Annotated in this window: 29 protein-coding genes and 1 tRNA gene; 8 read left to right on the top strand and 22 right to left on the bottom strand. The window is 70.9% G+C overall.

Translation table 11 applies throughout. From position 1 onward, the window contains the following. Positions 1–114: 114 nt before the first annotated feature. Both H613_RS28115 and H613_RS0120990 read right to left on the bottom strand, forming a co-directional pair. Complete coding sequence (locus tag H613_RS28115; RefSeq protein WP_051393646.1) at positions 115–1,110, bottom strand: ArsA-related P-loop ATPase; 996 nt, start codon at positions 1,108–1,110, stop codon at positions 115–117. A gap of 14 nt (positions 1,111–1,124) precedes the next feature. Continuing rightward, the gene (locus H613_RS0120990) at positions 1,125–1,724 is read right to left on the bottom strand and encodes a hypothetical protein (RefSeq protein WP_026925324.1); all 600 of its coding nucleotides are present in this window, start codon (positions 1,722–1,724) and stop codon (positions 1,125–1,127) included. 98 nt (positions 1,725–1,822) lie between these two features. Here H613_RS0120990 and sp36 point away from each other — a divergent pair, with 98 nt between their 5' ends. Together sp36 and H613_RS0121000 are read left to right on the top strand one after the other, a co-directional pair. Continuing rightward, entirely contained in the window at positions 1,823–1,981 is a 159-nt protein-coding gene (sp36, locus tag H613_RS31535) for a Sp36 family protein (RefSeq protein WP_169732033.1), read from the top strand. Then, entirely contained in the window at positions 1,982–2,497 is a 516-nt protein-coding gene (locus tag H613_RS0121000; RefSeq protein ID WP_026925325.1) for a RidA family protein, read from the top strand. It abuts the gene before it with no gap. A gap of 81 nt (positions 2,498–2,578) precedes the next feature. Here H613_RS0121000 and H613_RS0121005 read toward each other — a convergent pair whose 3' ends face one another. The 4 genes from H613_RS0121005 to H613_RS28125 are packed head-to-tail and all read right to left on the bottom strand — an operon-like array spanning position 2,579 to position 5,592. Further along, positions 2,579–3,667, bottom strand: a complete 1,089-nt coding sequence (locus tag H613_RS0121005) for a fumarylacetoacetate hydrolase family protein (protein ID WP_026925326.1) — start codon at positions 3,665–3,667, stop codon at positions 2,579–2,581. 56 nt (positions 3,668–3,723) lie between these two features. Further along, positions 3,724–4,560: a tetratricopeptide repeat protein gene (locus H613_RS29555; protein ID WP_051393647.1), complete on the bottom strand. Its 837-nt coding sequence runs from the start codon at positions 4,558–4,560 to the stop codon at positions 3,724–3,726. Between the two features lie 2 nt (positions 4,561–4,562). Beyond that, on the bottom strand, positions 4,563–5,066 hold the full coding sequence (gene ispF / locus H613_RS0121015; RefSeq protein WP_035738871.1) for a 2-C-methyl-D-erythritol 2,4-cyclodiphosphate synthase: 504 nt from the start codon (positions 5,064–5,066) through the stop codon (positions 4,563–4,565). Positions 5,067–5,094: 28 nt separating this feature from the next. Beyond that, positions 5,095–5,592, bottom strand: a complete 498-nt coding sequence (locus H613_RS28125; protein ID WP_035738872.1) for a CarD family transcriptional regulator — start codon at positions 5,590–5,592, stop codon at positions 5,095–5,097. A gap of 328 nt (positions 5,593–5,920) precedes the next feature. Between H613_RS28125 and H613_RS0121025 the strand changes: the two genes are divergently transcribed. Continuing rightward, a complete protein-coding gene (locus tag H613_RS0121025; RefSeq protein WP_026925328.1) occupies positions 5,921–6,766 on the top strand; it encodes a copper chaperone PCu(A)C in 846 nt (281 codons plus the stop codon). A 66-nt stretch (positions 6,767–6,832) separates the two neighbouring features. Here the strand turns inward: H613_RS0121025 and H613_RS0121030 are convergent, their stop codons facing one another. Continuing rightward, positions 6,833–7,543, bottom strand: a complete 711-nt coding sequence (locus tag H613_RS0121030; protein ID WP_026925329.1) for an exonuclease domain-containing protein — start codon at positions 7,541–7,543, stop codon at positions 6,833–6,835. A 136-nt stretch (positions 7,544–7,679) separates the two neighbouring features. On the opposite strand from H613_RS0121030, the gene H613_RS28130 reads away from it, so the two are divergent. Both H613_RS28130 and recD2 read left to right on the top strand, forming a co-directional pair. Then, complete coding sequence (locus tag H613_RS28130) at positions 7,680–9,203, top strand: amino acid carrier protein (RefSeq protein WP_051393687.1); 1,524 nt, start codon at positions 7,680–7,682, stop codon at positions 9,201–9,203. 34 nt (positions 9,204–9,237) lie between these two features. After that, positions 9,238–11,445 (top strand): SF1B family DNA helicase RecD2, encoded by a 2,208-nt coding sequence (gene recD2, locus H613_RS0121040; RefSeq protein WP_211234916.1) that lies wholly within the window; start codon positions 9,238–9,240, stop codon positions 11,443–11,445. Positions 11,446–11,452: 7 nt separating this feature from the next. Here the strand turns inward: recD2 and H613_RS31135 are convergent, their stop codons facing one another. After that, entirely contained in the window at positions 11,453–11,626 is a 174-nt protein-coding gene (locus H613_RS31135) for a hypothetical protein (protein ID WP_156926171.1), read from the bottom strand. Positions 11,627–11,635: 9 nt separating this feature from the next. After that, positions 11,636–12,127 carry a YajQ family cyclic di-GMP-binding protein gene (locus H613_RS0121050; protein ID WP_026925331.1) on the bottom strand — a complete coding sequence of 164 codons (492 nt, stop codon included), beginning with the start codon at positions 12,125–12,127 and terminating at the stop codon, positions 11,636–11,638. 210 nt (positions 12,128–12,337) lie between these two features. Here H613_RS0121050 and H613_RS0121055 point away from each other — a divergent pair. Beyond that, positions 12,338–12,419 (top strand) — tRNA-Tyr (locus H613_RS0121055). Here H613_RS0121055 and H613_RS30405 read toward each other — a convergent pair. The 3 genes from H613_RS30405 to H613_RS29560 form a co-directional block, all read right to left on the bottom strand. Then, positions 12,408–15,245 (bottom strand): ATP-binding protein, encoded by a 2,838-nt coding sequence (locus H613_RS30405; RefSeq protein WP_026925332.1) that lies wholly within the window; start codon positions 15,243–15,245, stop codon positions 12,408–12,410. The genes H613_RS0121055 and H613_RS30405 overlap by 12 nt on opposite strands. A gap of 85 nt (positions 15,246–15,330) precedes the next feature. Further along, positions 15,331–16,245: a hypothetical protein gene (locus H613_RS0121065; protein WP_026925333.1), complete on the bottom strand. Its 915-nt coding sequence runs from the start codon at positions 16,243–16,245 to the stop codon at positions 15,331–15,333. A 10-nt stretch (positions 16,246–16,255) separates the two neighbouring features. After that, complete coding sequence (locus H613_RS29560) at positions 16,256–17,533, bottom strand: sensor histidine kinase (RefSeq protein WP_156926172.1); 1,278 nt, start codon at positions 17,531–17,533, stop codon at positions 16,256–16,258. Between the two features lie 224 nt (positions 17,534–17,757). Between H613_RS29560 and H613_RS0121080 the strand changes: the two genes are divergently transcribed. Continuing rightward, positions 17,758–18,447 carry an ABC transporter ATP-binding protein gene (locus H613_RS0121080; protein WP_026925335.1) on the top strand — a complete coding sequence of 230 codons (690 nt, stop codon included), beginning with the start codon at positions 17,758–17,760 and terminating at the stop codon, positions 18,445–18,447. Further along, positions 18,444–20,411, top strand: coding sequence for an ABC transporter permease (locus tag H613_RS0121085; protein WP_026925336.1), 1,968 nt, complete (start codon positions 18,444–18,446; stop codon positions 20,409–20,411). Before H613_RS0121080 ends, H613_RS0121085 begins: the two co-directional genes overlap by 4 nt. A gap of 25 nt (positions 20,412–20,436) precedes the next feature. Here the strand turns inward: H613_RS0121085 and H613_RS0121090 are convergent, their stop codons facing one another. The 10 genes from H613_RS0121090 to H613_RS0121135 form a co-directional block, all read right to left on the bottom strand. Continuing rightward, positions 20,437–20,640 carry a hypothetical protein gene (locus H613_RS0121090; protein WP_156926173.1) on the bottom strand — a complete coding sequence of 68 codons (204 nt, stop codon included), beginning with the start codon at positions 20,638–20,640 and terminating at the stop codon, positions 20,437–20,439. 57 nt (positions 20,641–20,697) lie between these two features. Beyond that, positions 20,698–21,174, bottom strand: a complete 477-nt coding sequence (locus H613_RS0121095; protein ID WP_156926174.1) for a hypothetical protein — start codon at positions 21,172–21,174, stop codon at positions 20,698–20,700. Between the two features lie 91 nt (positions 21,175–21,265). Then, positions 21,266–21,556, bottom strand: a complete 291-nt coding sequence (locus tag H613_RS0121100) for a WXG100 family type VII secretion target (protein ID WP_026925339.1) — start codon at positions 21,554–21,556, stop codon at positions 21,266–21,268. Beyond that, positions 21,546–22,136, bottom strand: a complete 591-nt coding sequence (locus tag H613_RS0121105) for a hypothetical protein (protein WP_026925340.1) — start codon at positions 22,134–22,136, stop codon at positions 21,546–21,548. Before H613_RS0121105 ends, H613_RS0121100 begins: the two co-directional genes overlap by 11 nt. Continuing rightward, on the bottom strand, positions 22,133–22,306 hold the full coding sequence (locus tag H613_RS31140; RefSeq protein ID WP_156926175.1) for a hypothetical protein: 174 nt from the start codon (positions 22,304–22,306) through the stop codon (positions 22,133–22,135). Before H613_RS31140 ends, H613_RS0121105 begins: the two co-directional genes overlap by 4 nt. Then, positions 22,293–23,435, bottom strand: coding sequence for a WXG100 family type VII secretion target (locus H613_RS0121115; protein WP_026925341.1), 1,143 nt, complete (start codon positions 23,433–23,435; stop codon positions 22,293–22,295). Before H613_RS0121115 ends, H613_RS31140 begins: the two co-directional genes overlap by 14 nt. Beyond that, positions 23,432–23,758, bottom strand: coding sequence for a hypothetical protein (locus tag H613_RS0121120; protein WP_026925342.1), 327 nt, complete (start codon positions 23,756–23,758; stop codon positions 23,432–23,434). The genes H613_RS0121115 and H613_RS0121120 overlap by 4 nt, the downstream gene beginning before the upstream one ends. Continuing rightward, entirely contained in the window at positions 23,758–24,087 is a 330-nt protein-coding gene (locus H613_RS28155; protein WP_169732034.1) for a YbaB/EbfC family nucleoid-associated protein, read from the bottom strand. The genes H613_RS0121120 and H613_RS28155 overlap by 1 nt, the downstream gene beginning before the upstream one ends. Before the next feature lie 292 nt (positions 24,088–24,379). Further along, a complete protein-coding gene (locus H613_RS29565; RefSeq protein ID WP_156926176.1) occupies positions 24,380–26,062 on the bottom strand; it encodes a hypothetical protein in 1,683 nt (560 codons plus the stop codon). A 2-nt stretch (positions 26,063–26,064) separates the two neighbouring features. Beyond that, positions 26,065–26,799, bottom strand: a complete 735-nt coding sequence (locus H613_RS0121135; protein WP_026925343.1) for a hypothetical protein — start codon at positions 26,797–26,799, stop codon at positions 26,065–26,067. Positions 26,800–26,802: the final 3 nt, after the last annotated feature.

The following is a 26,802-nucleotide window of genomic DNA, read 5'->3' on the forward strand; positions in this document are numbered from 1 at the left end:
GCGATGCGCCGGTCGGTTGTCTGCGGGCCGCGTTGCTGGTGGTGCTCGGCACCCGGTCGTGTCGGCCTTGTTCGGCCGCGAGCCGGTCGGCTGTCTTGCGCGGCGCTGCGGGTCCTATTCGCCACGGTCGCCTGCTTCGGGCTCGGTGGCCGCCCGGCGGGTCTGGCCGAGGCTGGTGCGCAACGCGCCTGCGAGCTGGTAGAGGCCCGAGAGGTCGACGCCTTCGGGCAGGAGCGCGAGCTCGTCGATCGGGCGGCCGAGCGTCTCGAGCCGGTCCCGGTAGGAGTCGACCGCTTCGATCTCGACGCGGCTCGACTCGTACTCGTCGAGGAGGTCGGCGATGAGCGCCTCGTCGGACGGGAGGCCGGTCCGCCGCAGGCCGTCGCGCAGCTGTTCGGCGGTGACGCCGACGGCCTTGGTGCCCGTCACCTTGTTGAGCACCACGTGGCCGACCGGCAGGTCGGCGGCGAGGAGGTCGCGGTGGGCGTCCACGGTCTCCTGCACCGGCATCGCGGCGGGGGTGGTGACCAGGTGGACGGCGGTGAGCGAGGAGTGCAGCAGCCGCGACACCGACCGCGAGTGCTTCCCGATCGGGCCGGTCTTGGCGAGGCGGCCGCTCTCGACGGTGACGTTGAGGAACTTCACGACCCGCCCGGTCGGCGGCGCGTCGAGGACGACCGCGTCATAGGCCATCCTGCCCGCCTCGGTCCGCGAGACCGCCTCTTTGAGCTTGCCGGTCAGCAGGATGTCGCGCAGCCCCGGCGCGATCGTCGTGGCGAAGTCGATCGCCCCGAACTTGCGCAGGACCCGCCCGGCCGAGCCGAGCTTGTAGAACATGGTCAGGTAGTCCAGCAGCGCCTCGTCGGCGTCCACGGCCTGGCCGAACACCTCGCCGCCGTCGAGGCCCGCGGCCAGGTGCCGGTCGGCGTACGGCAGCGGGGGAGCGTCGAAGAGCGGCGCGATGCCTTGGCGCCCTTCGACTTCCACCAGCAGCACGCGGCGTCCGGGCCCGGCGAGGGCCAGCGCGAGCGCGGCGGCCACCGTGGTCTTCCCGGTACCGCCCTTCCCGGTGACGATATGCAGTCGCGGTACGGGAGGAGCGGCACTCATTTACCGGAGTGTAGTCACCTGACGGCCATATCGCACACTTGCCACTGCGGGTGGGAGTCCTCGGCGACGAGCGTGAAAGTCCAGGTGATGTCCCTGCCGCCGGTGCTGAGGTCGGCGGCGACGGTGGCCTCGCCCACGCTGCGGCCCGTCTCGGTGACGTTCGACCAGTCCACGCCGGTCTTCTCGTTGATCGCGGCGAGGTCGGCGGTGGCCTCGCTGAGGTCGCGGTCGGCCTTGTCCTCGCACAGCCATCCGCGCGCGGCCTCGGCGTCGTGCTCGTCGAGCAGCGCGCGGAGGAACTCCTCGACGGAGTGCTCGGGCGTGTCGGAGACTTCGGCGACGCCCGCGGCGCCGGCGAACAGGTTCGTCCCGACCACGGCGACGGCGCCGGTGAAGGCGGCGGCCGCGGCGAAGGTCAGGTAGGTCCACATCCGGCCGTGCCGGGCCGGATCGCCGGGCCTTCGCTTCCCGGCCTGGGCCGGTGGTGCGGGTTCGGCGTCGATGCGGGCGGGCCCGCCGCCGTCCCGGTCCTGGCCGGCGGTGCCGGCTTCGCTGCCTTCGGGCCGCTGGGCGACCGTGCTGTCATGCCGCTGGGCGGCGGTGTCTGGCGACACGGGTACTCCCTGTATGAGCGATTCACTGTTGGGGAGGCGACGCACTCTGAGCGTAGCGGTGCGGCGTCGGCGAATCAAGACGCCGTACTGTGGGGCGCATGGATAAATGGGAGTACGCCACCGCACCGCTGCTGATCCACAACACCAAGCAGATCCTCGACATGTGGGGCGAGGACGGATGGGAGCTCGTCACGGTGCTGCCCGGTCAGAACTCCGAGCAGCTCGTGGCCTACTTCAAGCGCAGGAAGGAGCAGTAGATGGCCGGTGTCGAGGCGGCGCTGGAGCGCCTGGGCCTGACGCTGCCCGCCGTGGTGCCGCCCGTGGCGGCCTACCAGCCGGCGGTCAGGTCGGGCGATTACGTGTACGTCTCCGGCCAGCTCCCGATGGTCGGCGGCGAGTTGGCCGCCACGGGGAAGGTCGGCGCCGAGGTCGACGTCGAGCGGGCGTACGAGCTGGCGCGGATCTGCGCGCTGAACGGGATCGCCGCGATCGCCTCGATCGCGGACCTGGACGAGGTGGCCCGGATCGTGAAGGTCACCGGTTTCGTCGCGTCCGCTCCGGGTTTCATCGAGCAGCCGAAGGTCATCAACGGCGCCAGTGAGCTGCTGGGGGACGTGTTCGCCGAAGCTCGCGAGGCGGACGGGAGGCGCAGCGGCGAGGCGGGGCGCCATGCCCGCAGTGCCGTGGGCGTCGCCGAGCTGCCGCTCGGCGCTCCGGTGGAGGTCGATCTCGTCGCCGAGTTGAGGCCGACCGCGAAGATGCGCCTGGTGTAGCGGTGGGCCTGGTCTAGCGAAGGACCGGCGGCCCCGGCCGCCGATGCCGGGTCGGCGCCGCTCGGCGCCGACCCGTCCTGTTCATCCGATCGAGGGAATGACGCGGGTCTCGACTTCGCCGAGGGCGATGGTCGTGCCGCGCGGCCCGGGCGCGGTGGCGGTGATCCTGACGACGTCGCCGTCGCGGAGCCGCCACTGCGGCGATCCGGCCTCGCCGGAGCCGAACAGCATCCCCGGACGCAGCACCGCCCCGTTGGCGGTCAGCTGCGCGAGCTGCTGCGCGGGCGTCCAGTACGCGTCGCCGAAGTCGGCGCCCGCCACGGACACGCCGTTGACTTCGATGCTCAGCCGCAGGTCGAAGCCGTACCGGTCCGATTCCTTGAGGTAGGGCGGCATGTCCATGTCCTGGAGGGGCGCGGCGCTGCGGGCGGCGCCGAGCGCCTCGATGGGGGTGATCCAGGCGCTCATCGACGTGGCGAACGACTTGGACGCGAACGGGCCGAGCGCGTCGGTCTCGAGTTCGGCGAAGTCGCGGGCGGTCCAGTCGTTGAGGAGCACGGCCCCGAACACGTACTGGTCGAACGCGTCGGGCGCGACGGGGCGGCCCAGTTCGGATTCGGAGCCGACGATGAAGCCGACCTCGGCTTCGATGTCGAGCGCCGCGCTGGGGCCGAAGACGATCTCGCCGCGTTCGTCGCGGCGGTGCCCGGAGGGCCGCACGAGTTCCATCCCGGAGGGCATGACGGTGGAGGCGCGCCCGTTGGAGCCGCGCGGCCGCTTGCGGGTGTCGGAGGCGCGCGTGGTGAAGTCGACGAAGTCGGTCACCAGCAGCGGGGCGTGCATCTGGACCTGGTCGAGCGGGGTGAGCCACCGGCTGGCGGCGTCTTCCAGGCTCGGTTCGGTGACGGCCTGCTGGACTTGTCCGCGCACCTTGGCCCAGACGTCGCGTCCGAGGGTGAGCAGCCGGTTGAGGGCGGGGTCGCGCAGCGCGGTGCACGAGGCGCACGTCTGGCAGTCCCCGGCGAGGACGGCCTTGTGCATGTCGAGGACCTGGTCGGCGATGCGGACCCCGATGCGCGGCATGGGCTCGTCGGCGGTCGAGAAGACCCCGTAGGGGAGATTGTGGACGTTGTACGGGCTCTGGTCGGCCCCGGGCACCCAGCTGTTCACGCGTTTCCTCCATCGTCGATGCGCTTCGGAGGATTAACGAGCGCGGAGCGGTGAGGTCACTCGGTGCGACGGTGTCGACGTAGAACTGTGAACCAGGCCACCCAGCATCCGACGGCGATGACGGCGAAGCCCAGCCGCGTTCCGGTGCCCATGTCGCCGCCGAGCAGAGCCGGGACGGCGAAGACGATGGCGAGTCCGAGCAGGATTGACCGGCCGAGGGCGCCGCGGAAGAGGCCGGGCCCGTAGATCTTGGAGCGCCAGTCGGGGTCGTCGGGGTCGGCGTCGACGAAGGAGCGGGCCTGGCGCCGCGCCTCGGGCGGCAGGCGGTACTCCTCGGTGTCGGCGCCGATGCCGGTGGCGTCCGGTTCGAGGTCGGCGGCGGCCTGCCGGGAGCGCTGGGCCAGGTCGGTCAGGGCGAGGCTTTCGGCGACGGCGGCGAGCGTCAGGTGGGTGCGCGGCTGGTCGGGGGCGAGGTTGACGGCGTTCCACGCGGCGTCGAGGGCGGGCTGGCCGGCTCCGGCCCTGCGGGTGATGAGCGCGTAGTGGACGTGGTGGATCCACGAGGTGCGGTCGAGGTCGAGCAGGCTCGCGGCGGCCTGGAGGGCCTCGTCGCGGCGGTCGGCGTCGGCGAGGGCGTAGCCGCGCACGATCATGGCGCGGCGGTGCCGCGGCTCGTGGGCGAGGGCGGCGCCGGCGAAGACGAGCGCCTCGTCGGGGTCGCTCTCGGCGAGGGCGATGACGCCGGCCATGGCGTTGGCGTCGGGGTCGAGCGGGTCGAGGCGCAGGGCCGCGTCGACCTCGTCCCGCGCCTCGCGGACGCGGTTGAGGTCGTACATGAGCTCGGCGCTCTTGAGGTGCTCGGCGACGGTGCGCCGGGTGGGGTCGTCGTCCATGACTACTTCCGGGTGCGAGCATCGGTCTTGTAGAGCAACGCTACCGCGGTCGCGGCCAGGCCCTCGCCGCGTCCGGTGAAGCCCAGGCCGTCGGTGGTGGTGGCCGAGAGCCTGACGGTGGCGCCGACGGCGGCGGCGAGCGCGTCCTCGGCCTCGGCGCGGCGGGGCGCGATCTTGGGGCGGTCGCCGATGATCTGGACGGAGACGTTGCCGATCCGCCATCCGGCGTCGCGGACGCGGCGGGCGGTCTCGCCGAGGAGGGCGGCGCCGGAGGCCCCGGCCCATTCGGGGCGGGAGGTGCCGAAGTTGGCGCCCAGGTCGCCGAGCCCGGCGGCCGACAGCAGCGCGTCGCACACAGCGTGCGCGGCGGCGTCGCCGTCGGAGTGCCCGGCCAGACCGGGGGTGCCGGGCCAGTCGAGGCACGCCAGGCGGCACGGCTGCCCGGCGTCGAAACGGTGCACGTCAGTGCCGTGCCCGACGACCACGGACGGAAATTCGGGACTCACTCGTGTGAAGTTCGGTCGAGAGCCGCAGCTACTGGACGGGGGCCTCCGAGAGGAGGACCTTGTCGAGTACGTTCTCGGCTTCGGCCTTGACGCAGTCCTCGGCCAGCGCGATCTCTCCGACGAGGATCTCGCGGGCCTTGGAGAGCATGCGCTTCTCACCGGCCGACAGGCCGCGCTCGCGGTCCCTGCGCCACAGGTCGCGGACGACCTCGGCGATCTTCAGGGGCGAGCCCGAGGCGAGCTTCTCGACATTGGCCTTGTAACGCCGCGACCAGTTGGTGGGTTCCTCCGTGTGCGGGGCCCGCAGCACGTTGAAGACCTCGTTGAGGCCTTCCGCGCCGACGACTTCCCGGACGCCGACGAGTTCGACGTTCTTGGCTGGAACCTTGACCGTGAGGTCACCCTGCTCGACACGCAGCACGAGGTATTCCTGTTCAATACCGCCGATGACGCGAGTTTCCACAGCTTCAACGAGTGCGGCCCCGTGGTGGGGGTAGACAACGGTCTCGCCGACACTAAAACCCATAGGATCGAAACCCCTTTCGCTGTGTCTAGCCTAACACGTCATCGGGGCTTTCCCCGACAGCGGATCGCCATAAATGCCCTGGTCAATTGGTATGTGACTGACTACTCTACGGCACCTTGGGGTCCCGGAGCCGACGAGCCCGAGACAAATGAGGCCTGCGTCGCTCACTCGGACGGGGCGGCATTCACCGTCATCCGGGTGTGCGCAAAGGGCGCCGAGCGCCGCGGGTGAGACCCACTCCTCGGGCCGCGCCCGGCCCGGCGAGCGCGCGGCGGCCCGTCGTCTAGGCTGTCGACAGCATGCCTGTAGGACTCAGGGAGGACCACCAGTGGCCAGGGGAATCAGCACGGCGACCATCGCCCGTCGCGCGGCGGCGCTCGCGATCGCGGCGGCCGCGGCGACCGGGCTGTCGGCCTGCGGCGCGGGTCAGGTGACCCAGACCGACACCAAGCAGACGGCGATCGCCGGCGTCAACATCGACGAGGGCGAGCTGTCCCTGCGCGACCTCCAGGTCGAGTACGCCACCGGTGAGGGCTTCGAGGAAGGCGGCGCCGCGCCGCTGCGGGTGTGGATCGCCAACGACAGCGACGAGTCGGTCAGCCTGACCGGCATCGAGACCGACGCGGCCGAGAACGTCACCCTCGTCGACGTGGGCGGGCCCGGCGTCGACGTCCAGGAGACCACCGAGCCCCCCGAGAGCAGCGCGACGTCCGAGGCGCCCGCCGCCGGCGACGACGAGGCCACCGACGACGCCACGGAAGCGACCACGGACGGCGCGAGTGACCAGGCCACCGATGAGGCCACTGACGGCGCGACCGAGGGCACCACGGATGAGGCGACCGATGGCGCTACGGACGAGGCGACGGACGGCGCCACCGAGGGCACCACGGAAGCGCCCACCGGCGAGCCCACCGAGGACGCCCTGACCGGCTCGCCCGAGTTCGACATCGAGATCGCCCCCCACGCGTTCGTCCGCCTCGACAAGGGCGTCGAAGACAGCGACTACCTCCTGCTCGAAGGCCTCGCCGAGCCGCTCCTGCCCGGCCAGAACATCACCGTGACGTTCGTGTTCTCCAACGGCCAGGAGATTGCCGTCGAGCTCCCGGTCGGCCAGCCGATGACCGGCGACCAGGACGACCGCTCGTACCTGGAGCACCCCGGCGTCGCCCACTAGGGCCGCCGCACGCGTCTTCGAGGCTTCGCTCCCGCTCGCCGGGGGCGAAGCCTTTTCGCTTTCGCCTCATCTTGCGAGCGGCCAGCGCCGCTCGACGGTCTCGGCCCGCCCCCGGCGCTGGAAGTACGCCTCCAGCGAAGCCGCGTCCTCGGCGTGCCAGCGCACCTGCGCCTCGTGCAGCTCCCGCGGCTCCATGGCGCCGATCTCGGGGAAGCCCGCTCCCAGGACCCGCGCCAGCGCCACCGTCGCCGCCGCGTCCCCCGCCGCCGAGTGCGCCCCGTCGAGCGCCACGCCGTAGTGCGCGGCCGTCGCCCCGAGCGTGCGCTTGCCCTTGCGGAACCGGTCGACGCGCTTGTCCAGCACCGCCGGGTCGACGACCGCGGCCCGCTCCCAGTCGGGCGCGGGAATCCCGTGCCGGTCGAGCTCGAACGCCAGCATCGTGAAGTCGAACCCGGCCCGGAACGCCACCAGCGGGGTGCCCGCGTCGATCGCCGCGGCCAGGCTGGAGGCGATAGCGGCCAGCGCCTTCGCCGGTGGCTCCCCCTCGGCCCTGACCTGCTCGTCGGTGATGCCGTGGACGCGGGTGGCGCCCGGCGGGATCGGCACGCCCGGGTCGATCAGCCACGTCTCGCCCATCCAGGCCGCCTGCGGCTCGCCGGGGCCGACCGCCTCGACCGTCACCAGCGCGGCCTGCACGATCCGGTCGTCGGCGCACACGACGCCGGTGGTCTCGGTGTCGAATCCAAGAAGCGGGCCTTCATACCAATGCATGCTCATGGCGACACCTTAACCGCCGGGTGTGACAACGCCCGATACGATCGCTGCTGTGCGCAAAAGCGCGTAAATCCCTTCTTATACATATAAGCGATCCCCTGGAGGAGCATTGGACTTTCTCGATCCAGTCATCGACCCCATACAGTCGTGGGCGGACGGCCTCAACGCGGACTACGGGGAGGGCGTCGGCAAGGTCAGCGAATTCGTATGGGGGCCGTGGCTGCTCATACCCCTGCTGGTCCTCGTCGGCGTCTACCTCACGACGCTGCTGGCCGGCATCCAGTTCCGCCGCCTCGGCTACGGCCTGTGGCTCGCGCTGTTCAAGCGGCACGAGAACCGCGAGTCCGAAGGCGACATCAGCCACTACCAGGCCCTGTCGGTGGCCTTGGCCGCCACCGTCGGCGTCGGCAACATCGGCGGCGTCGGCGCCGCCATCGCCCTGGGCGGGCCCGGCGCCCTGTTCTGGATGTGGGTGACCGGCCTGGTCGGCATGGCCACCAAGTACTCCGAGGCGCTCCTGGGCGTCAAGTTCCGCCAGGTCAACCGCAAGGGCCAGCAGACCGGCGGCCCGCAGTGGTACCTCTCGGAGGGCATCAGGGGCCCGCTTGGAAAGATCCTCGCGATCGCCTTCGCGATCTTCGCCGTCGTCGCCAGCTTCGGCATCGGCAACGCCGTCCAGTCCGGGAACGTCGCCGGGGCCGTCCAGGCCCAGCTGCCCGAGGACACGTTCTGGACCCCGTCGTGGACGGGCGTGACCATCTTCGTCCTGGTCGGCCTGGTCATCCTCGGCGGCATCAAGTGGCTCGGGCGCGTCGCCTCGGCGCTCGTGCCGTTCATGATCGTGTTCTACATCGCCGGTTCGCTGGCGGTCCTGGTGCTCAACGTCGACGCGCTCGGCGACGCCTTCGCCGAGGTCTTCGAGCAGGCGTTCACCGGCGGCGCCGCGGTCGGCGGCTTCACCGGCGCGGCGATCCTGACCGTCATCCGCGCCGGGGTCTCCCGCGGCCTGTTCTCCAACGAGTCGGGCCTGGGCACCGGCGGCATCGCGGCCGCCGCGGCCAAGACCGACCAGCCGGTGCGCCAGGCGCTGGTGTCGATGACGCAGACGTTCATCGACACACTCATCGTCGTCACCCTCACCGGCCTGGTCATCGTCGTCAGCGGCGTGTTCGGCACGACCCACGTCGTCGACGGCGAGGAGCAGCTGCTCGGGGACGCCGCGCTCACCCGGCTGGCGTTCGAGACGGGCCTGGGCGGCGTCGACACCACCGGCGGCACCATCGGCGGCCTCATCGTCACCATCTCGATAGCGACGTTCGCGTTCTCCACACTCATCGGCTGGTCCTACTACGGCGAGAAGTGCCTGGAGCGGTTCCGCGGCGACTGGCTGATCCTGCCCTACCGGATCGTGTTCGTCGTGGTCGCCTACCTCGGCGCGGTCACCAGCCTCGACCTGCTGTGGGCGTTCTCGGACATCGCCAACGGCCTGATGGCGCTGCCGAACCTCATCGGCCTGGTGCTCCTGTCGCCGCTGGTCTACCGCGAGACGAAGCGGTTCTTCGCGCAGCCGGACTGGCGGATGCTGCCTTCGGACGCCGTCCCGGACGGCCCGGAGGCGAGAGGGGACGCATTGGAGACGGCATCGGAGTCCAAGTCGGATTAGGGCCGTGTCGTAGTCCGCGCCTAGCATGGTGGGCATGTCTGAGACCCGGCCCGGCGGGGCGAAACTGGAGGCGGTCCTCGAACGAGTCACGTACGCGAACGAGGAGACCGGCTACACCATCGCCCGCGCCTCGGCCGCCGGGTCGGGCAGCGAGCTGCTGACCGTCGTGGGCCCGCTGCTCGGCGCGCAGGTCGGCGAGAGCCTCGATCTGACCGGACGCTGGACCAGCCACCCCAAGTACGGCCGCCAGTTCGAGGTCTGGTCGTACCGGACGGTCCTGCCGGCCACCGTCCAGGGCATCGAGCGCTACCTCGGCTCGGGGCTCATCAAGGGCATCGGGCCCAAGACCGCCGGGAAGATCGTGGCCCACTTCGGGGTCGACACGCTCGACGTCATCGACGCCTCCCCTGAGCGCCTGGTCGAGGTGCCCGGGCTCGGCCCCAAGCGCACCAAGTCGATCGCCGCGGCCTGGGAGGAGCAGCGGGCCATCAAGGAGGTCATGGTCTTCCTCCAGTCGGTGGACGTCTCCACGTCGCTGGCCGTGCGGATCTACAAGAAGTACGGCGACGCCTCGATCGGGGTGGTCAAGCACGAGCCGTACCGCCTCGCCAACGAGGTGTGGGGCATCGGCTTCAAGACCGCCGACGCCGTCGCCCGCGCCGTCGGCATCGCGCACGACGCGCCCGAGCGGATCAAGGCCGCGCTCCAGTACACGCTCTCGGAGGCCGGGGACGCCGGGCACTGCTTCCTGCCCGAGCCGAACCTCGTGGCCGACACCGTCGAGCTGCTCGGCCTGGAGGCCGCGCCGGTCGCCCAGGCGCTCGGCGAGCTCGCCGAGGACGGCGAGCACGTCATCGCCGAAGCGGTCCCGGTCGGCGACGCGTCCGTCCCGGCCCGCTACCTGGCGCCGTTCTACCACGCCGAGCGCGGCCTGGCCGCCGGGCTCCTCGCCCTGCTGCGCGCGAACGAGGACCGGCTCGGGGTCTTCGCGGGGGTCGAGTGGGACAAGGCGTTCGCGTGGCTGCGGCGGCGCCGCGACGCCGAGCTGGCGCCGGAGCAGGCCGCGGCGGTGCGCCTGGCGCTGACCGAGAAGGTCGCGGTCCTCACCGGCGGGCCCGGCTGCGGCAAGAGCTTCACCGTCTCCTCGATCGTCGACCTCGCCCGCGCCAAGGGCGCCAAGGTCATGCTCGCCGCGCCCACCGGGCGGGCCGCGAAGCGCCTCGCCGAGCTCACCGGCCACGAGGCCACCACGCTGCACCGCCTCCTCGAACTGCGGCCCGGCGGCGAGGCGGCCTTCGACCGCGACAAGCCGCTCGACGCCGACCTCCTCGTCGTCGACGAATCATCCATGCTGGACACGATCCTGGCGAACAAGCTCGTCAAGGCCGTGCCCGAGGGCGCGCACCTGCTGTTGGTGGGCGACGTGGACCAGCTGCCGAGCGTCGGCGCCGGGGAGGTGCTGCGCGACGTCCTCGCCGCCGAGACCGTGCCGCGGGTGCGCCTGACGCGGATCTTCCGCCAGGCCGCCGAGTCCGGCGTCGTCGCCAACGCCCACCGCGTCAACGCCGGGGAGTTCCCGGCCCTGGAGGGCTACGGCGACTTCTTCTATTTCGCGTGCGACGACAACGAGCTCGTCGCCGACCGCGTCGTCGACATCGTCGCCCGCCGCATCCCGGCCAGGTTCGGGCTGCACCCGGTGCGCGACGTCCAGGTCCTCACGCCGATGCACCGCGGCGGCCCCGGCGCGGGGAACCTCAACCTCCAACTGCAGGAGGCCCTGACGCCCACCAGGGACGGATCGCCCGAGCGCCGCTACGGCGGGCGCGTCTACCGCGTGGGCGACAAGGTCATCCAGATCCGCAACAACTACAACAAGGGCGCGAACGGCGTCTTCAACGGCACGGTCGGCGTCGTGGAGGCCATCGACACCGAGGCGCAGACGCTGCGGGTGCGCACCGATGAGGACGAGGAGGTCGACTACGAGTTCGCCGAGCTCGACGAGCTCGTCCACGCCTACGCGATCACCGTGCACCGCTCCCAGGGCAGCGAGTACCCGGCCGTGGTGGTCCCGGTGACCACGAGCGCGTGGACCATGTTGCAGCGCAACCTGTTGTACACGGCGATCACGCGGGCGAAGCGCCTCGTGGTGCTCGTCGGCTCGAAGAAGGCCCTCGCGGTGGCCGTGCGCACCGCGGGCACCGGCAAGCGCCACACTGGATTGACGCACCGCCTGGCGGCGTGAGACCCGTCTAGCGGTCGGCGGCTTCCTCGGCCGCCTTCGTCCGCTCGGCGGCGGGGTAGACGATCCAGTGCTCGCCTTGCTCGTCCTTCTTGTAGGAGCGCTGCGTGATCACGACCATGAGGCCGACCAGGCCGCCGCCGACGACGAAGAGCGCGAGGCTGACGATGTTGACCAGACCCATGACGACTCCCTATCGGTAATTCGTGAACTGGAGTGCGACGTCCAGCTCTTTGCCCTTGAGCAGCCGGATGACCTCCTGGAGGTCGTCGCGCTTCTTGCCGGTGACGCGGAGCTTGTCGCCCTGGATCTGCGGCTTGACGCCCTTGGGGCCCTCGTCGCGGATGATCTTGCCGATCTTCTTGGCGTGCTCGGTGCTGATGCCCTGCTGGAAGGCCACGTCGATCTTGGTCTCCTTGCCGGACTGGCGCGGCTCGGAGGCCTCCATGGCCTTCAGGGAGATGCCGCGCTTGACGAGCTTCTCCTTGAGCACCTCCAGGGCGGCCTTGACGCGGTCCTCGGTCTCGGCGGACAAGACCGCGGCCTCCTCGCCGCTGCGCTCGACGCCCGCGCCGGTGCCCCGGAAGTCGAACCGGGTCGACAGCTCCCGCTGGGCCTGATTGACGGCGTTGTCGAGCTCGGCCAGGTCGATCTCGGAGACGATGTCGAACGAGGCGTCAGCCATGGAAACCAGTCCTTCCGGTCGGTGGGGGCGACGGGCGTCGCGCGTGGTCGGGCGCGGCCCGCCGTGACCGGAAGCCTACCCGCCGGGGGCGGCGGCGCGAAGGCGAGCCGTGCTGGGCGGCAGGGGGGAGTGAACGCGATCTCATCGGGGGAGAACCCGGTTGCGGTGCCCCGGTGCGGTGACGCTATCCTTGCTCTCGCTACACAGCACGGCAGGTTGCCCGAGCGGCCAAAGGGAGCTGACTGTAAATCAGCCGGCATTGCCTACGTAGGTTCGAATCCTACACCTGCCACCCGCGCGTGAACGGCCCGTGACCTGGCAAGATCCGGTCGCGGGCCGTTTCGTCGTCGGCGATGCGACCGTCGAACAGCTCGGCGAGGCGCCGCCGGTCCGAGACGCCGAGCTTGCGGTAGGCGTTCGACAAGTGGTATTCGACGGTCCGCTTCGAGACGAACAGCCGCCGGGCCGCCTCCGCGTTCGTCGCGCCCGCCGCGGCCTCCCGCGCGACCTCGAACTCCCGCGGCGTCAACCGCGTGATCGGCGAGGGCCGCGCATGGCCGGGCCCGACCCGCCGCTCGCCGCACGCGGCCAGCTCCGAGCGGGCGCGCTCGGCCCACGCCGCCGCGCCGAGCGCGTCGAACACCGCCTCGGCCTCGCGCAGCCGCACCCGCGCGTCCGCCTTCCGACGCAGGCGGCGCAGCCGCTGGCCCCACAGCAGCCGGGTGCGCGAGGTCTCGAACATGTTCGGCGAGCGCTCGTGCAGCGCGATCGCCTCGGCGAACGCCGCGTCGAGGTGTTCGGGCGCGGCCAGCAGCGCCCGGCACCGCGCGGCGGACGCGAGCATCGTCGGATGCGCCATCCGCTCGGCCGCCGCCGCGAACTCCTCCAGCGGCCCGGTCAGCGCCCCGGCCCCGTCCAGCCACCACCGGGCCTCGAACAGGTCGGGGAAGCGCGAGGTGTAGCCCGAGATCACCGACCCCATCTCGGCCTCGATCCGCCCGGCCTCCTCCAGCGCCTTCGCCGCCTCGGCCGGCTCACCTGAGGACAGGCGCGCCAGTCCCTCGACGCAGCGGTCCAGGTGCCGGTGGGCGCGGGTGCGGCCCCCGATGCCCTCGGCGGCCCGTGCCCGCAGCGCGCGGCACTCCTCCGTGCGGCCCCTGGCGGCGAGCAGGTAGGCGTGGCGCAGGAGGATGAACGGGTAGGGGGCCAGGAAGTCCCCTTCGAGCGTCAAGCGCTCGCACGCGGCGTACTCCAGTTCGGCGCGGTCCCATTCGCCGACGCAGTGCATCAGCATCGCCGACATGATCCCGGCCGCGACGCTCGCGGTCGTGGGGCCGGGGGCGGCGGCCGCGACCGCGCGGCAGCGGTCGAGGACCCGCCCGAACGCCGCCACTTCGTCGAGCCAGCCGAGCACCGCCCCGATCATGCCGGTCGGGACGCCGGGGTCGAGGCCCGTCGACCAGTCGAACCGGTCGATCCAGTCCGAGCGCAGCACCTCGCCCGCCCCCGGACCGGCCGTCATCACCGCGATCATGTCGCAGAACAGCCGCTGGGCGAGGCCGAGCCGCTCGTCGGGCACCGCGCGCCGCACCAGGTCCACCGCCGCCTGCGCGGCCCGGTAGTCCCCGGTCGTCTGGTGGCCCGATGCCAGGGCCATGAGCAGTTCGGTGCCGGCCTCGCGCCCGTCGGGGTCGTCGCCCGAGGCCAGACGCGCACCCAGTCGCATGAGCCCGTCGCGGTCGGGCGGGGGCGCGCCCTCCACCCACAGGTCGACGACGGCCAGCCGCCGCCGCCACCGGGCCGATTCCACTTCGTCTCGCGCCTGGTCGATCATGGACCGCAGCAGCGAGGCGGCCTGGGCTCCCGCGCCCGCCCGCATGAACGCCGAGACGGCCTCGGCCCGGAAACGACGGCGGTCCTCTTCGGACGTTGTCAGGCGCGCGGCCCGGTCCCAGGCGCCTGCCGCCTCGGCCCAGCCGCCCTGCGCCTGCGCCCGCTCGGCCGCGGCGGCCAGCGCCGCGACGACCTCGCCGTCGTCGGCCGAGCCGGTGCGCTCCAGATGGAACGCGAGACGGCCCGGATCGTCGCCGAACACCGCGGCGAGGGCGGTGTGCGCCTCGGCCGACTCGCGCGCGGTCGCGCCCGCGCGCACCGCGAACCGGACGCTCGGGTGCGCGAACTCGCAGACGCCCTCGACCAGGCGCACCAGGCCGAGCCGCTCGGCCGCCTCGAACGCCGCGGCCGACAGCCCCGAGCGCGACAGCGCCGCGCGCAGTCGGCCCGCGTCGAGCGGGTCGAAGCTCGCCAGCAGCAGCGCCATGCGCGCGCTGCGGTCGAGCCTCTCGAGCCGGCGCCCGTACAGGCGGCTGCCCGAGCGTCCGGCCGGGAACGTGTCGGGCAGCGGCTCGGCCCCCGAGCGCTGGCCCGCGGAGAGCTCGACGGGCAGCTCGGTCAGCAGCAGCGGCAGGCCCGCGGCGCGTTCGATGATGCGGTCGGCGACGAAGCCGCTCAGCTCCGGGTGGCGGCCGCGCAGCATCCGGCGGGCCTCGGCCCGGTCGAGCGGCCCCAGCCGCACCGCCTCGCCGATCGCGGCGAGGGCGTCCTCGCCTTCGGAGCGGACGCCGAACAGCACGCACACGGCGTCGGCGTCGAGGCGGCGGGCGGTGAAGATCAGCGCCTGGCGGCTGGACTCGTCGAGCCACTGGGCGTCGTCGACGACGATGAGCACCGGCCGGGACTCGGCCAGGAGCGTGACGAGCGAGAGCAGCGCGCCCGCCACGGTGAGCGGATCGGGCGGCGTCCCCGGCTCGAACGACAGCGATCGGGACAGGTGGCGGCGGTGCGGCTCGGGCAGGGCGTCCACGTCGCCGCGGAGTGGCCACAGCAGCTGGTGGACGCCCGCGTAGGCCAGGCCGGTCTCGGCCTCGTGGCCCGAGGCCCGCAGCACCAGGGCGCCGCTCGGAGCCGAGGCGGCGGCGAGGTCGATGAGCGCGGTCTTCCCGGCGCCCGCCGCGCCGCTGAGCACCAGCACCCGCGAGGCGCCCTCGGCGGCGCGGGCGAGGGCGTGCTGGATCCGGCGCACCTCTGCGGCGCGTCCGACGAGGTTCGGGGCGGGCATCAGTCATAGACGCTACCCCGGCGAGGCATCGAGCGGGGGACGGAGGAGTGTGCCGCCGGCCGGGCAAGCGCCGGCGGCACACTGTTCAGGAAAGCTGCTCGACGACGCTGAAGGCGTACCCGACCGCGATCGGGTCGTCGTGGGCGAAGTCGTCGTCCTCGCCGCTTCGGACGCCGACGACGCCGCCCCAGTCGCCGGTGGTGAAGTACACCGACGAGCCCCTGGTGTCGAACGAGCCGAGCCCGAAGATGCCCTTGTGGAGCTGGCCGTTCTCCAGGCCCTCCACGGTGTCGCGCGGCTCGGCGGAGGACTCCAGGAAGTTCGACTCGAAGTCCGCCCTGGTCTGGTACATGATGCTGACGACGGGACCGCCCTCGCCGCCCCAGGTGCATTCCTGCGCCTGGGGTCCGAACGAGCCGTCCTCGGGTTCGGGGACCGCCTCGCCGAAGACCGGGGCCAGCGCGGCGTCGGTGAGCATGGCGCACGCGCCGGACGCTTCGGCGGCGGGCGCCGAGCCGCCGCAGTGCTCCTCGGTGTAGCCGCCGATGGCCTCCATGCCGTCGAGGGCCGGTCCGGCCGTGCCGGTGATGTCGGTCGAGAGCTCGCCGAGGACCTCGGCGGTCGTCTGGCCCTCGGCGATGGCGGCCTCGGCGAACGCGTCGTCGACCGCCGCGTAGAACGCGGTGGCGTCCGCCCACGCGTCGGCGATCTCGGCGGGCGGCTCGGTCGACTCGAGCAGTTCGCGGGCCGCGGCGGCGGACGCGGCGGTCTCGGCGGCGTCGGCCATCATGCCGCCCGTCATGAGCCCGGCGTGCGAGCCCAGTTCCGTGAGCGTCGCGCAGACGTCGTCCCCGGACGCTTCGGCCGCCTCGGTGGCCGCCGTCGACTCGGCGGGGCCTTCGGTGGCCTCGCCGCCGGGGGGCGACTGTTCGCCGCATGCGGCGAGCGCGACGATGAACACGGGCACGACCAGGGCACTGATCTTGTTGGGGATCTTCATATCCCCGAAGTTAACCGCCGGTGGGCCGATCGGAATCCGTAGGCGCTACCGGGGTGTGCGCCTCCTGCCCGGTGTGCGGCAGCCACGCCACGACCTGCCAGCCGCCGCCGGGCCGCGGCTCGGCCCGTAGCTGCCCGCCGACGGCCTCCACGCGCTCGCCGAGGCCCAACAGTCCCATCCCGCCGCCGCTCTGCGCCAGGCGGCCCCGCGCGGCCCGCCCGTCGTCGCGCACGCTCACCTCCAGGCCGCCCGAACCGGCCGCCGCCACGACCACCCGCACCTGCCTGGCGCCCTGCGCGTGCTTGCGGACGTTCGTCAGCGACTCGCGCACGATCCGGTGCGCCGTCGCCGCGATCTCCGGAGCCACCTTCCCGGCCAGCTCCGGGGAGATGAAGCAGGTCGCGTCGGTGCCCTCCCGGCTGAACCGCTCCACCAGGTCCTCGATCTGCGACAGGTCGCCCAGCGGGTTCACGCCGGTCCCGCCGTCCTCGTCGCGGAGCATCTTCACCATCCGCCGCATCGAGGCCAGCGCCGCCAGGCCCGCCTCCTCGATGTCCGCGAACGCCTTCGCCGCATACGGCGGAAGCGAAGCCCCCTCGGGTTCGGGGCGCGGGCGCGGCGACGCGCCCGGGGCGGTGTCGGTGACCTGGGCGGCCTGCGCGAGGACGACGATCCCAGTGACGTGGTGGGCCACGAAGTCGTGCATCTCGCGCGCCAGCTCCAACCGCTCGGCCCGCCTGACCTCCTCCTGCGTCTCCCGGCGCAGTTTGTCGAGCCCGCGCAGGTAGGCGCCGAAGCCGACCACCGTCGACAGGCCCATGCCCGTCATGACCATCCCGCCGAAGACCGAGCCGGGGTAGACGTAGAACCGCAGGCCGATCGCTAGGATCGCCGCGCCGAGCACGAACGCGACCCACCGTCCCGGCGGCGCGTCCCAGTGCCGGACGGCGAACAGCATCAGCAGCAGCAGTGCGAAGCCCTCGGCCACGCCGATGCCCCGCTCCGATGTCGTGAGCAGGTGGGCCAGCGTCGCCGCGAGCGACGCGAACGCCGCCACGGCGATCCAGCGTTTGCGCCCCGGCCGGTAGCACACGTACACGCCGATGACGAACAGCGACACCGCGGCCTGCACCGGCCCTACCAGTGTGGCGATCGCCATGCCCGTGTCGATACCGCTCGAGAGCGACTCGCCCGCCAGCACCAGCAGCAGCCCTGCGATGATGCCGGACTTGAGCGTGCGCGCGCCCATCGCGGTCAGTCGGGCACTCCAGCCGGGTTTCGCGCTCATGCCCTCGAACCTAGCCGGGAAAAACACCGCCTCCGCCGAATGGCCGACCCGCCGGGCCCGAAACCGGTCATCGAGCCGAAGCCGGACCGATGCCCGAACGGCGACAGTGGTGTCATGAACGGATTCCTCGACGTCGGCACGGTCGTCAGCCTCGCCCTCACCGCCGCGTTCCTCCTCGCCGGCACCGCCCTGCCCTTCCTCTCGCACCACCGCAAGGAGCAACGATGAGCGCGCCCATGCTCACCGCCCACGCCCTCCGCAAGCACTACGGCACCGCCGTGGCCCTCGGCGGCGTCGACTTCGCCGTCACCGGCGGCGAATCGGTGGCCGTCACCGGGCCCTCGGGCTCGGGCAAGTCGACCCTGCTGCACTGCCTCGCGGGAGTCATCCGCCCCGACGAGGGCGAGGTGCGCCTGTTCGGCGAGCGCATCGACTCACTCTCCGAACGTGAACGCAGCAGCCTGCGGCGCACCAGGTTCGCGTTCCTGTTCCAGTTCGGACAGCTGCTGCCCGAGCTGCCCGCCGAGGAGAACGTCGCACTGCCGCTCATGCTCGGCGGCACGCCCCGCCGCAAGGCCCTCGGCCCGGCCCGCGAGCGGCTCGCCCAGCTCGGCCTGGCCGGCAAGGAGGACCGCCGCCCCGGTGAGCTGTCCGGCGGCGAGGCCCAGCGGGTCGCGCTCGCCCGCGCGCTGGTCGTCAACCCGGCCGTCGTCTTCGCCGACGAGCCGACCGGCGCGCTCGACCGCGCCACCGGCGACCAGGTGATGGGCGTGCTGCTGCAGACGGTCGCCGAACTCGGCGCGGCCCTGGTCGTGGTCACCCACGACCCGCTCATCGCCGCCCGCTGCACCCGCACCATCGAGATCCGCGATGGCCTGCTCCACACCGGCGAGATGACGGAGGCGCGCCGATGACCGCGCTCGCCTGGCGCCTGACCCGCCTCGGCGGGCGCCGTGCCCTGCTCTCGACCGGCCTGACCGCCTTCGCCGTGGCGGCGACGGCCCTGCTGCTGCAGTTCGTCGTCGCCTGCAACTTCGCGTTCGTCGAACGCGCCGACCGCACCGAATGGCGCGAGCCGCCCGCCGCCGAAGGCGGCTCGGCGATCCTCGCCAGCGCGATCGACTACTACGGCGACGACCAGATCACCCGCATCGACCTGGCGCGGCTCGACGACGACGCCCCCGCGCCGCCCGGTCTGGACGCCTTCCCGGCCCCCGGCGAGGTCTGGGTCTCCCCGGCACTGGCCGAGCTGCTCGAAGGCGTCCCCGATGAGGACTTCCTCGCCCGCTACGACGGGGCGATCGCCGGCACCGTCGGCGCCGAGGCCCTCGCCCACGAAGGCGAACTGCTCGCCGTCGTCGGCCGCGAAGCCGACGACCCCGCCATGACCACCGAACGCAGCGACGGCGACATGGTCTCGCCGCGGACGATCGACGGGTTCTCAGGCGGCGAGGCGTCCATGGTGTACGGCGTCTACCGGCCCGCGGCGATCGTGGCCACCGTCCTGATGGCCGTCCCGGTGGCCGTCTTCGGCGCCGCCGCTGCCAGGCTGACCGTCGCGCGGCGCGACGAGCGCCTGGCCGCGCTGCGGCTCATCGGCGCCACCCCCGCACAGGTGGTGCGGCTGACGCTCATCGAGACCGTCCTGGCGGCCGTGGCCGGGACCATCGCGGGCACGCTGCTGTGGATGGCGTCCACGCCGCTGTTCGCGCGCATACCGATCGACGGCGGGCCGTGGTACGTGGCCGACCTGTGGGGCGGGGCGGCGTGGATGCCGGTCGTCGCCGCGGCCGTGCCGCTCATGGTCGCCGTCTCCGCCGTCGTCGGCCTGCGCGGCGTCGTCATCAGCCCGCTGGGCGTGGCGAGGCGGGTGCGTCGCAAGGGACTGGGGGCGATCCGCCTGGCGGTCTTCGCCGCCGTCGCGGTCGCGTTCCTCACCCTCAGCCAGCTGCTGGGCAGCGGCGACATGATCTTCACGGCGGTCTTGCTGGTGCTGTTCGGCGCGATGATCGCGGCGCTGAACCTGACGGGGCCGTGGGCGGTGCAGCAGATCGGGAAGATCCTGGCGGGCACGGCCCGCGGGCCCGCCAGGATGCTGGCGGCCAGGCGGCTGCTCGACGACCCCAAGGCGGCCTGGCGGGGCGTCGCCGGTGTTGCGCTGGCCGGGTTCATCGCCGGGTCGATTGCCCTGGTCCCCATGGGGCAGCCCGAGCTCGAAACGACCGCGACCGAGACGCTCTCGGCGGTCGTCGACTCAGGGCACGCCGAGGAGCTCGCCTCGCGGGCCGAGGCGGCCCTCGACGGACTGGCCGAAGTGGAGCTGCACGAGCGCACCGACCGGTTCGACGAGAGCGAGACGGTCGCCGTCGTGACCGCGACGACGCCCACTGGCGAGCTCGAACACGTCAGGAGCATCCTCACCGCGACCCTCGCCGGGGACCCGCCGCAGCGCGCGACGGACCAGACGATCCTGTCGAACCAGATCATGGCCAGCGTCCGCGTCGGCGCGATCGTCGTCCTGGCGGTCGTGTTCGCCACCGCGGCGCTCTCGGCGGGCATCTCGTCGATCGGCTCGGTCCTGGACCGCCGCAAGACCTACCGGCTGCTGCACCTGTCGGGGACGCCGCAGCGCGTCCTGGACGCCGCCAGGCGCCAGGAGACACTGCTGCCGCTGGCGGTCATCGGCGGCGCGTCGGTGCTCGCCGGGATGGCGCTGAACGCGCCCCTGATCGGCTCGCAGGGCCTCCAGGACGCGAGCGGGGCGCTGATCCTCGGGGTCACGCTCGCCATCGGCACGGCGGCGGTCATCGGCGCCGGGGCCCTCTCGCGCCCGCTGCTGCGCGCCACCATGAACGACGTCAGCCCCCGGCCGGACTGACCGGTGCGCCCGTCCCGCTGGGAGATCACCGAAAGATCAGTACGAACAGCGTGATGAGCACTATCAGGATCGAGGCGGCCGCGGCCCGAACCGCCCACCATGCCATGAGCATCTCGGCCACTGTGGGAGGTTCGGGCCGCGGCCGCGGGGAATCGGGGCGCTCCCACGGCCACGGGCGTTCCCGGTGCTCGCCGCCATCCCGGTCGCCGGGCGTCTCGTCATGGGGCATCGAGACCTCCAGTTTCACATGAGTCCACATCGGGCGCTTCGCGGACGAGAGCTTCGATCACCGGAACTCGGAGGCCCGGCGGGGGACGCGCCGCCACAGGCGGTCGGCGATGTCCACGGCCACGGTCGCGACGAACGGCGCGGTGGCCAGCAACAGTACGGAAGCCAGCTCCGGTGGCAGTTTGCCGTCGATCATCAGGTTCCAGGTCAACGGCAGATTCACGATATTCACCGGGATGAGGATCGCGAACCAGAGCGCCGACCGCCACGGGAAGAGTACCGACGACAGCTCCAAGCGGAGCTCCGAGTCCCAATCCGGTCGCCGTGTGGCTTCGAGGAACAGCAGTTTCCTCGCCTCATCGTCGTGTTGCGCCAGGTACTCGTCCACGTCTGGGAAGGTCGTCCCGCCGAGCTTGCAGTCCCGCACATAGGACCTGAAGGTGCGGTCCTCTGCCTCCTTCATGGTGTTATATCTCCGCAGGAATACGACCATGAGGGCGTATACGGCCACCGAAAATCCTATGAGGACCATCAACCAGTACATTATGACGCGGACCTCCTATTCTCAGTGCAGGGATGGGCCTGAGCTCGCGCGGTCCGCCGCACGGCACTCACCGGCAGACCGGTCACGGAGACAGGACCGTGACAAACCCGTCCTCGGCTTCCTGATACTGCTCCCTCGCCATCTGGACTGTCGAGGCGATCCCTTCCAGAATGGTGTTCAGGTTCGCGAAGGACTCGTCCCACCGGGCCTTCCGCTCCTCGTACGCCTCGCGATCGGAGCCCATCCAGTCCAAACCATCCAAGCTGGTCCGAAGACCGCCGAGCGTCTCCTCGATCTCCTCCTTGCCCGTGTTCATCTCCGAGACCGCCGCTTCGAGCTCCTCGTATTCGACCTTGATCACTTCACTGCCCACGTCGCAACTCCCAGAATCGTCGTGTCGCTTCCTTCTGCCTGGCTTCGCTTTCCTGCCGCTCCTCGATCTCCTCATCGGTGAAGAACCGGCGGTCGGTGACCACTCCCGGGCCACGGGGCTTGGATATGCCGCGCCGCACCGCCCCCTTTCTGTTGAATATCGCGACGGCCTGCAGCAGCAGTGAAGGGAGGAAGAGAGCCAGCAATGTCAGATGCATCGGCCGTTCCCCCTCGTTGATGAGGATCGCGAACCCCTCTTGGAACGCTATGAGCGATATGAGGACGAAGTGGAACCGAAGCGGGCGCTTCCAAACATAATCCGGCGTGTACGGGAAGAACGAGACATGGCCCATCCACACCTTGAACCGATATCGGGAGTGGAGCAGCGCCGCTCTGCCGTGCAGTCGGTTGCCGTACTCGTCCACGAACGGCATGACCCGGCTCACGCACCACGGCACCGCCCAGACCACACCGGAGGCGATCGCCAGGATCAGCGCCGCCAGTGCCATGCTGAGGACCGCGCACAGTCCCCATTGCGCGGACAGGGTGAGGACGGTATCGCCGAGATCCATCTTCGTCATCGGAAGGGCTCCTTCCCCTGCGTGGTGGAGGGCCGCCGGGAAAGCCACTTCATCCGGATCACCACGCCCAGGATCGCGGCGGCGATGGTCAGGAGCCCGAGCCCGAGACCGGTCGCCGCGACCGCGGCGAACAGCCTCAGGAACCCGTCGACGACCTCAGGTTCGATCATCGATGTCAGCCTCGGTGGACGCGTCCCCGTCTTTGACGCCGGTGATCGTGCCGCGGAACCCGGTCGCGGTGATGCCGCCCGCGATGTCCTCGGCTTCGAGTATCGGATTGACTCGCCCGGCATTCGGGCTGTTCCTCAAAATGTCATCCACGCTGTCGGGGCCGGTGAACGCGTCGGCCATCTGGTCGTACGCGCCTCGCGCCGGGTCTCCGGTTCCCGGGGGAATGGTGTAGAGATCGATCTTGAGGATACTGGCGTTCTTTTTTATGAAGTCGTCGAACATGCCGTCGAAATTGCGGATCAGCTTGCCGAGGTTCCCCGCGACACCATCGACCGCGTCGAACACGCTTGAGCTGAGCTTCCCGAACGCGTTGCGGGCCTTGCCGATCTTCCCGAGCAGCTCGCCGACCTTCGCCAGCATCTGCGCGACCTTCGCGCCGATCCTCGCTGAGGTCTCGACCGCGCTCTCGATCGTCATGGCGATGCCGACGCCGATCGAGCCGCCGAAGGTCAGCGCCGCACTCGCCAGCGCCCCGAGCAGGATGATGATGACGCGGGAGACGAACTCGCAGAGCAGCTCCATGACGATGGCCTTGACCGTCGCCGCGACGATGCCGATGGCCGCGTAGCAGCCCGACACGGCCTGCGCCGCGCTCGCGGTGCCGCTCAGCATCTCCGCGAACGCCGTCGTCGTGTCGCGGTACGCCTCGGCGGCCTCGCCCTGCCACGCGGCGAGCTGCTCGACGAAACCGGCCATGTCCGTGCCGGCGTTGTCGAACGCCTGCGAGATGTTCGACCAGGTCTGGGAGATCGCGGTGATCGCGGCCGAGTCCCCGGTGAGCATTTCCAGCGGTTCCCGCAGCCAGTCGACGTGCTCGATGATCCAGCCGACCCCGGCCATGATGAACTCTTTGAACGGGTTGAGCGCGAAGGCGAGGACGTCGAGCGCGGCGACGGTGCCGTCGATCGCCAGCGCGGTACCGCTGAAATCCTCGGAACCGGCGGCCATGAGGTCTTTGCCGACGTTGGTGAGACTGTCGCCGAGGCGCAGCCCCGAGGTGGCGGACGGGCCGGACTCGGCGGTGTAGATGCCGGTGTCAGTGGGATTGCTGAAGGTGGCGTCGCTCATTCCCCGACCTCCTCTGCGATCCTCTCAAGGGCCGTGCACACCTGGTCGTCCACGCCCGTGTAGCACTCCGCTATGCCGTTGAGGGCCTGGGTGAGAGTCTCCGAGAGTTGCAGCGCCGCCCTGATGCCGTCCTGCGCCTGCCCCGCGACGATTTCCATCGCCGGCCAAGCGAGCGGGCTGAGGATGACGCCGTACTGGAGGTTCTCGTCTTCGTCAGCGCGTTCGGCGGCCGTGAGGCACTCCTGCAGGCGAGCGGTGATACCGGACTCGATCAGGGACGCCTGCGTCTGCAACGCTTCGGGGTCCACTTCGAAACCGCCCATCAGGCGTCTCCTCCGGGTGCGTACCGGCGCATGACGCCGATGGCTTCCGAATCCTCGCCGAGGATGTCGGACAGCACGTCGGTGGTCCGAGAGGAGGCTTCGGCGACGGCCGCATGGTAGGTGTCCATGATGAGCCGTGCGAGGCCCTGCCCCGACAGGTGGCGGTGGGCGGGGCCGAACTCGATCGACTGGAGTGCGCCGCTCGTGTTGACGGTGACGGTGACCTCCTCCTCTTCGGAGGTGGCGGTGGCGTCAGCCGCGCGCAGTCCTTCCTGCAGCCGGTCCGCGTTCGCCTTCATCGCCGCGATCCGGGATTCGAATTGGCGCATATACGCTTCGGGGTCGGTCGCCATCGACGGCCGATGGTCCGATGGGGGTGTGTGATCGTTCATGGGCTCCGATCTGAGCAATATTGAGATATTTAGTCTCTTGTGGACATTCGATGAGCGGCCGAGATCCTCGGCTCGCCCGGCGAACGGCTCCGGTTGTGATCGATGTGGATGATCGAGGGTGAGGCGGCCCGGCACCGGGGTTCGGCCGCCGCCTCTGTTCGGTTCTGGTCGTGCCCGCCCGGGTGAATTCGCAGCGGACCGGGCGGGCACGAGTTCAGATGGTGCGGGGTCAGGCGTAGGGGTCGCTGTCCTCGTTGCCGATGCCCCAGACGTCGTCGTCTTCGGTCAGCCAGGTCTCGCGGCCCTCGTTGTCCTCGGACGATCCGGTGCCGCCGCGGCCGCCGCCCATCATGCCGCTGCCCATCCGACCGGACTTGCCGCCCGCACCGGCCGCAGCTTTCCCACTGAGGCCGCCCGCACGGCCACCCGCGCCCATGCCGCCGCCACCGCGGCCGCCGCCCGCGCCGCCGATGAGGCCGCCACCGGCACCCAGCCCGGCGCCCCCGGGCCCCGCACCGATACCGCCGCCCGCGCCGGTAGGCAGGCCCGAGCCGCCTCCGAGGCTGCCACCGAGCCCGGCCCCCGGACCCGAGGCCAGACCACCGCTGATGTCGTCGGGATCCTCACCGGCATAGGAGGACCACGGGTTATCACTGTCCAGACCGGTGCCCGAACCGTCGGTCCCGTAGTCGCCGAGACTGCCGCCGCCTCCGCCGCCGAAGCCGCCCGAGCCGCCGCCGAAGGAGCTGGTCGACTCCGGCGGGTTGAGCCCGTCGATGCCGCTGGAGGTCGGCGACCCGTTGAAATCGCCGCCGCCGGGCGGTGAGTACCCGTTGTCGGTCAAATCGTCCCCGGACTCGCGGAACGTCGTGTCCTCCGAGGGCTCGGCCGTCGGGGTGAACTCGCTGGTGGAGACCTCCGCGTCGGTCCAGCGGGCCATGACCGTCTCGTTCTGCTCGGCCGCCCTCGCCTCATAGTCCTGATCGGCCTCTTCGTAGTCGGTGGCGGCACGGTCGTTGGCGTCCTGCTCGGCCAGCTGCTCGGCCTGCGTGTGCAGTTGGGCCAGTTCGGCCTCGGTCGCTTCGGGGTTCTCGGCCTTGAGCCGCTCGAAGTGGTACTCGGTCTGATCGGTCTTGTACTGGTTGAGCTCGTTGGCGTACTCCCCGTCGAACCCGCCCAGCTCCATGGCCTCCTCGGCGTCGCCGTCGCCGTACATGCATCCCTCGGCGACCTTGCAGTCCCCATCGGTGAACGGCGCTCGGACGTGGACCTTCGGGTTGGAGAACAGGCTGCCCTCGTCCTCGGTCCAGTACTGCGGCGCGGGGTAGGGCAGTTCGTGCGAGTCGCCACCCTGCAGGGCATAGATTTCGTCGGCCTTCTGCTTCAACAGGCCGATCATGCCCGAGGAGTCGTTGCCGATGTCGGCCGCGATCCGTTCGCAGTTCGAGAACACGGTCTCCATCTGCTCGGCGAACGCATCGAAGTCATCGCCCTGCCAACCATCCGACAGATGACCCAACTTCGTGTCCAGGATTGGAGCAACCGCGGAGTCCGGATTTTCTGAAAAGTCGTAGTTGAAGTTGAACCACTTGTCTGCGAGTGTTCGGAGTGCGTATTTGTCACCGTCGGTGGGCCTGATCTGGTAGACCAGTGACTGGACTTCCTCTGGGGACGGAGCGGCGGTGCCTCCGGCCACGCACTTGAAGCTCTCGACTTGCCCGGCGACCGGGATGGCCGAGACGAGCTTGACCCATGCCTCTTCGGCCGGGTTCGAAGTGTTGGTGCAGTCGCCGTTAGAGCAGGGAGCACCGTTGAGGAGGGCGGAGTTGGCAGTGGACTGCTGTTGCGCGATCGCCTCTGATCCCTCCATGCCTCCGTAGGTGTCGGTCTCGAACTCGATGTTGTCACCCATGATCACTGCACCTCCGCGATCAGGTTGTTGACAGTTTGGTTCACTTCAGGCAGATAGGTGTCAACGAACCATTGGTTCAGTTCGTCATCGGTAAAGGCGAGTGCGGGGTCGCCCCCACCACGGAGTCCGAAGTCATTGGTGTGGTAGAGCTGGATATGGAAAACCCACTGTCCGTCGCGGGCAACGACTTCGACGTTTGGTTGATCAGCATCGCCAATCCAAGAGACCATGGTTCCTTCATCCCAAGGATCCGCGAACTCCTCGGTTGCGGCGTCCGTCCACTCGGACGCCTCGGTCTCTGCGGAAGTAGCCCGGTCTTCGTAGGCGGCAGCGGCCTGGTCTTCGCCCTCGGTCGGGATGATCTTGACCTTGAGCTCACCGCTCATCCCGAAAGAATTTCCGCTAGAGGCCCCTTCCAGGCTGCCGAGGTAGATGATGCTGCCGCAGCCGATGGCTTCGGGGTCGAACGTGTTGCCGATTTCCTGGTTGCCCGGCTCGCCGCCTTCGGCGGTGGAGGAACCGTAGCCCTTGATGTCCATGTAGTCGGTGATGGGCTGGAGGTTGTCGAGCACCTCGCAGGCGTTCCAGGACGCCATTTCGGTGTAGACCGGGTTTTCGGATGCGGAGTCGCCGGAGGAGCCGTCATCACCGCCTGAGCCGTCTTCGGACTGGCAGGCGGTCAGAAGCAGTGCGGCCGCGCCGGTGGCCGCGAGGGCCTTGAAGAGTGTGTGCTTCATCGG

The sequence above is a fragment of the Glycomyces arizonensis DSM 44726 genome, assembly GCF_000482705.1.
In the GTDB taxonomy this organism is placed as follows: domain Bacteria; phylum Actinomycetota; class Actinomycetes; order Mycobacteriales; family Micromonosporaceae; genus Glycomyces; species Glycomyces arizonensis.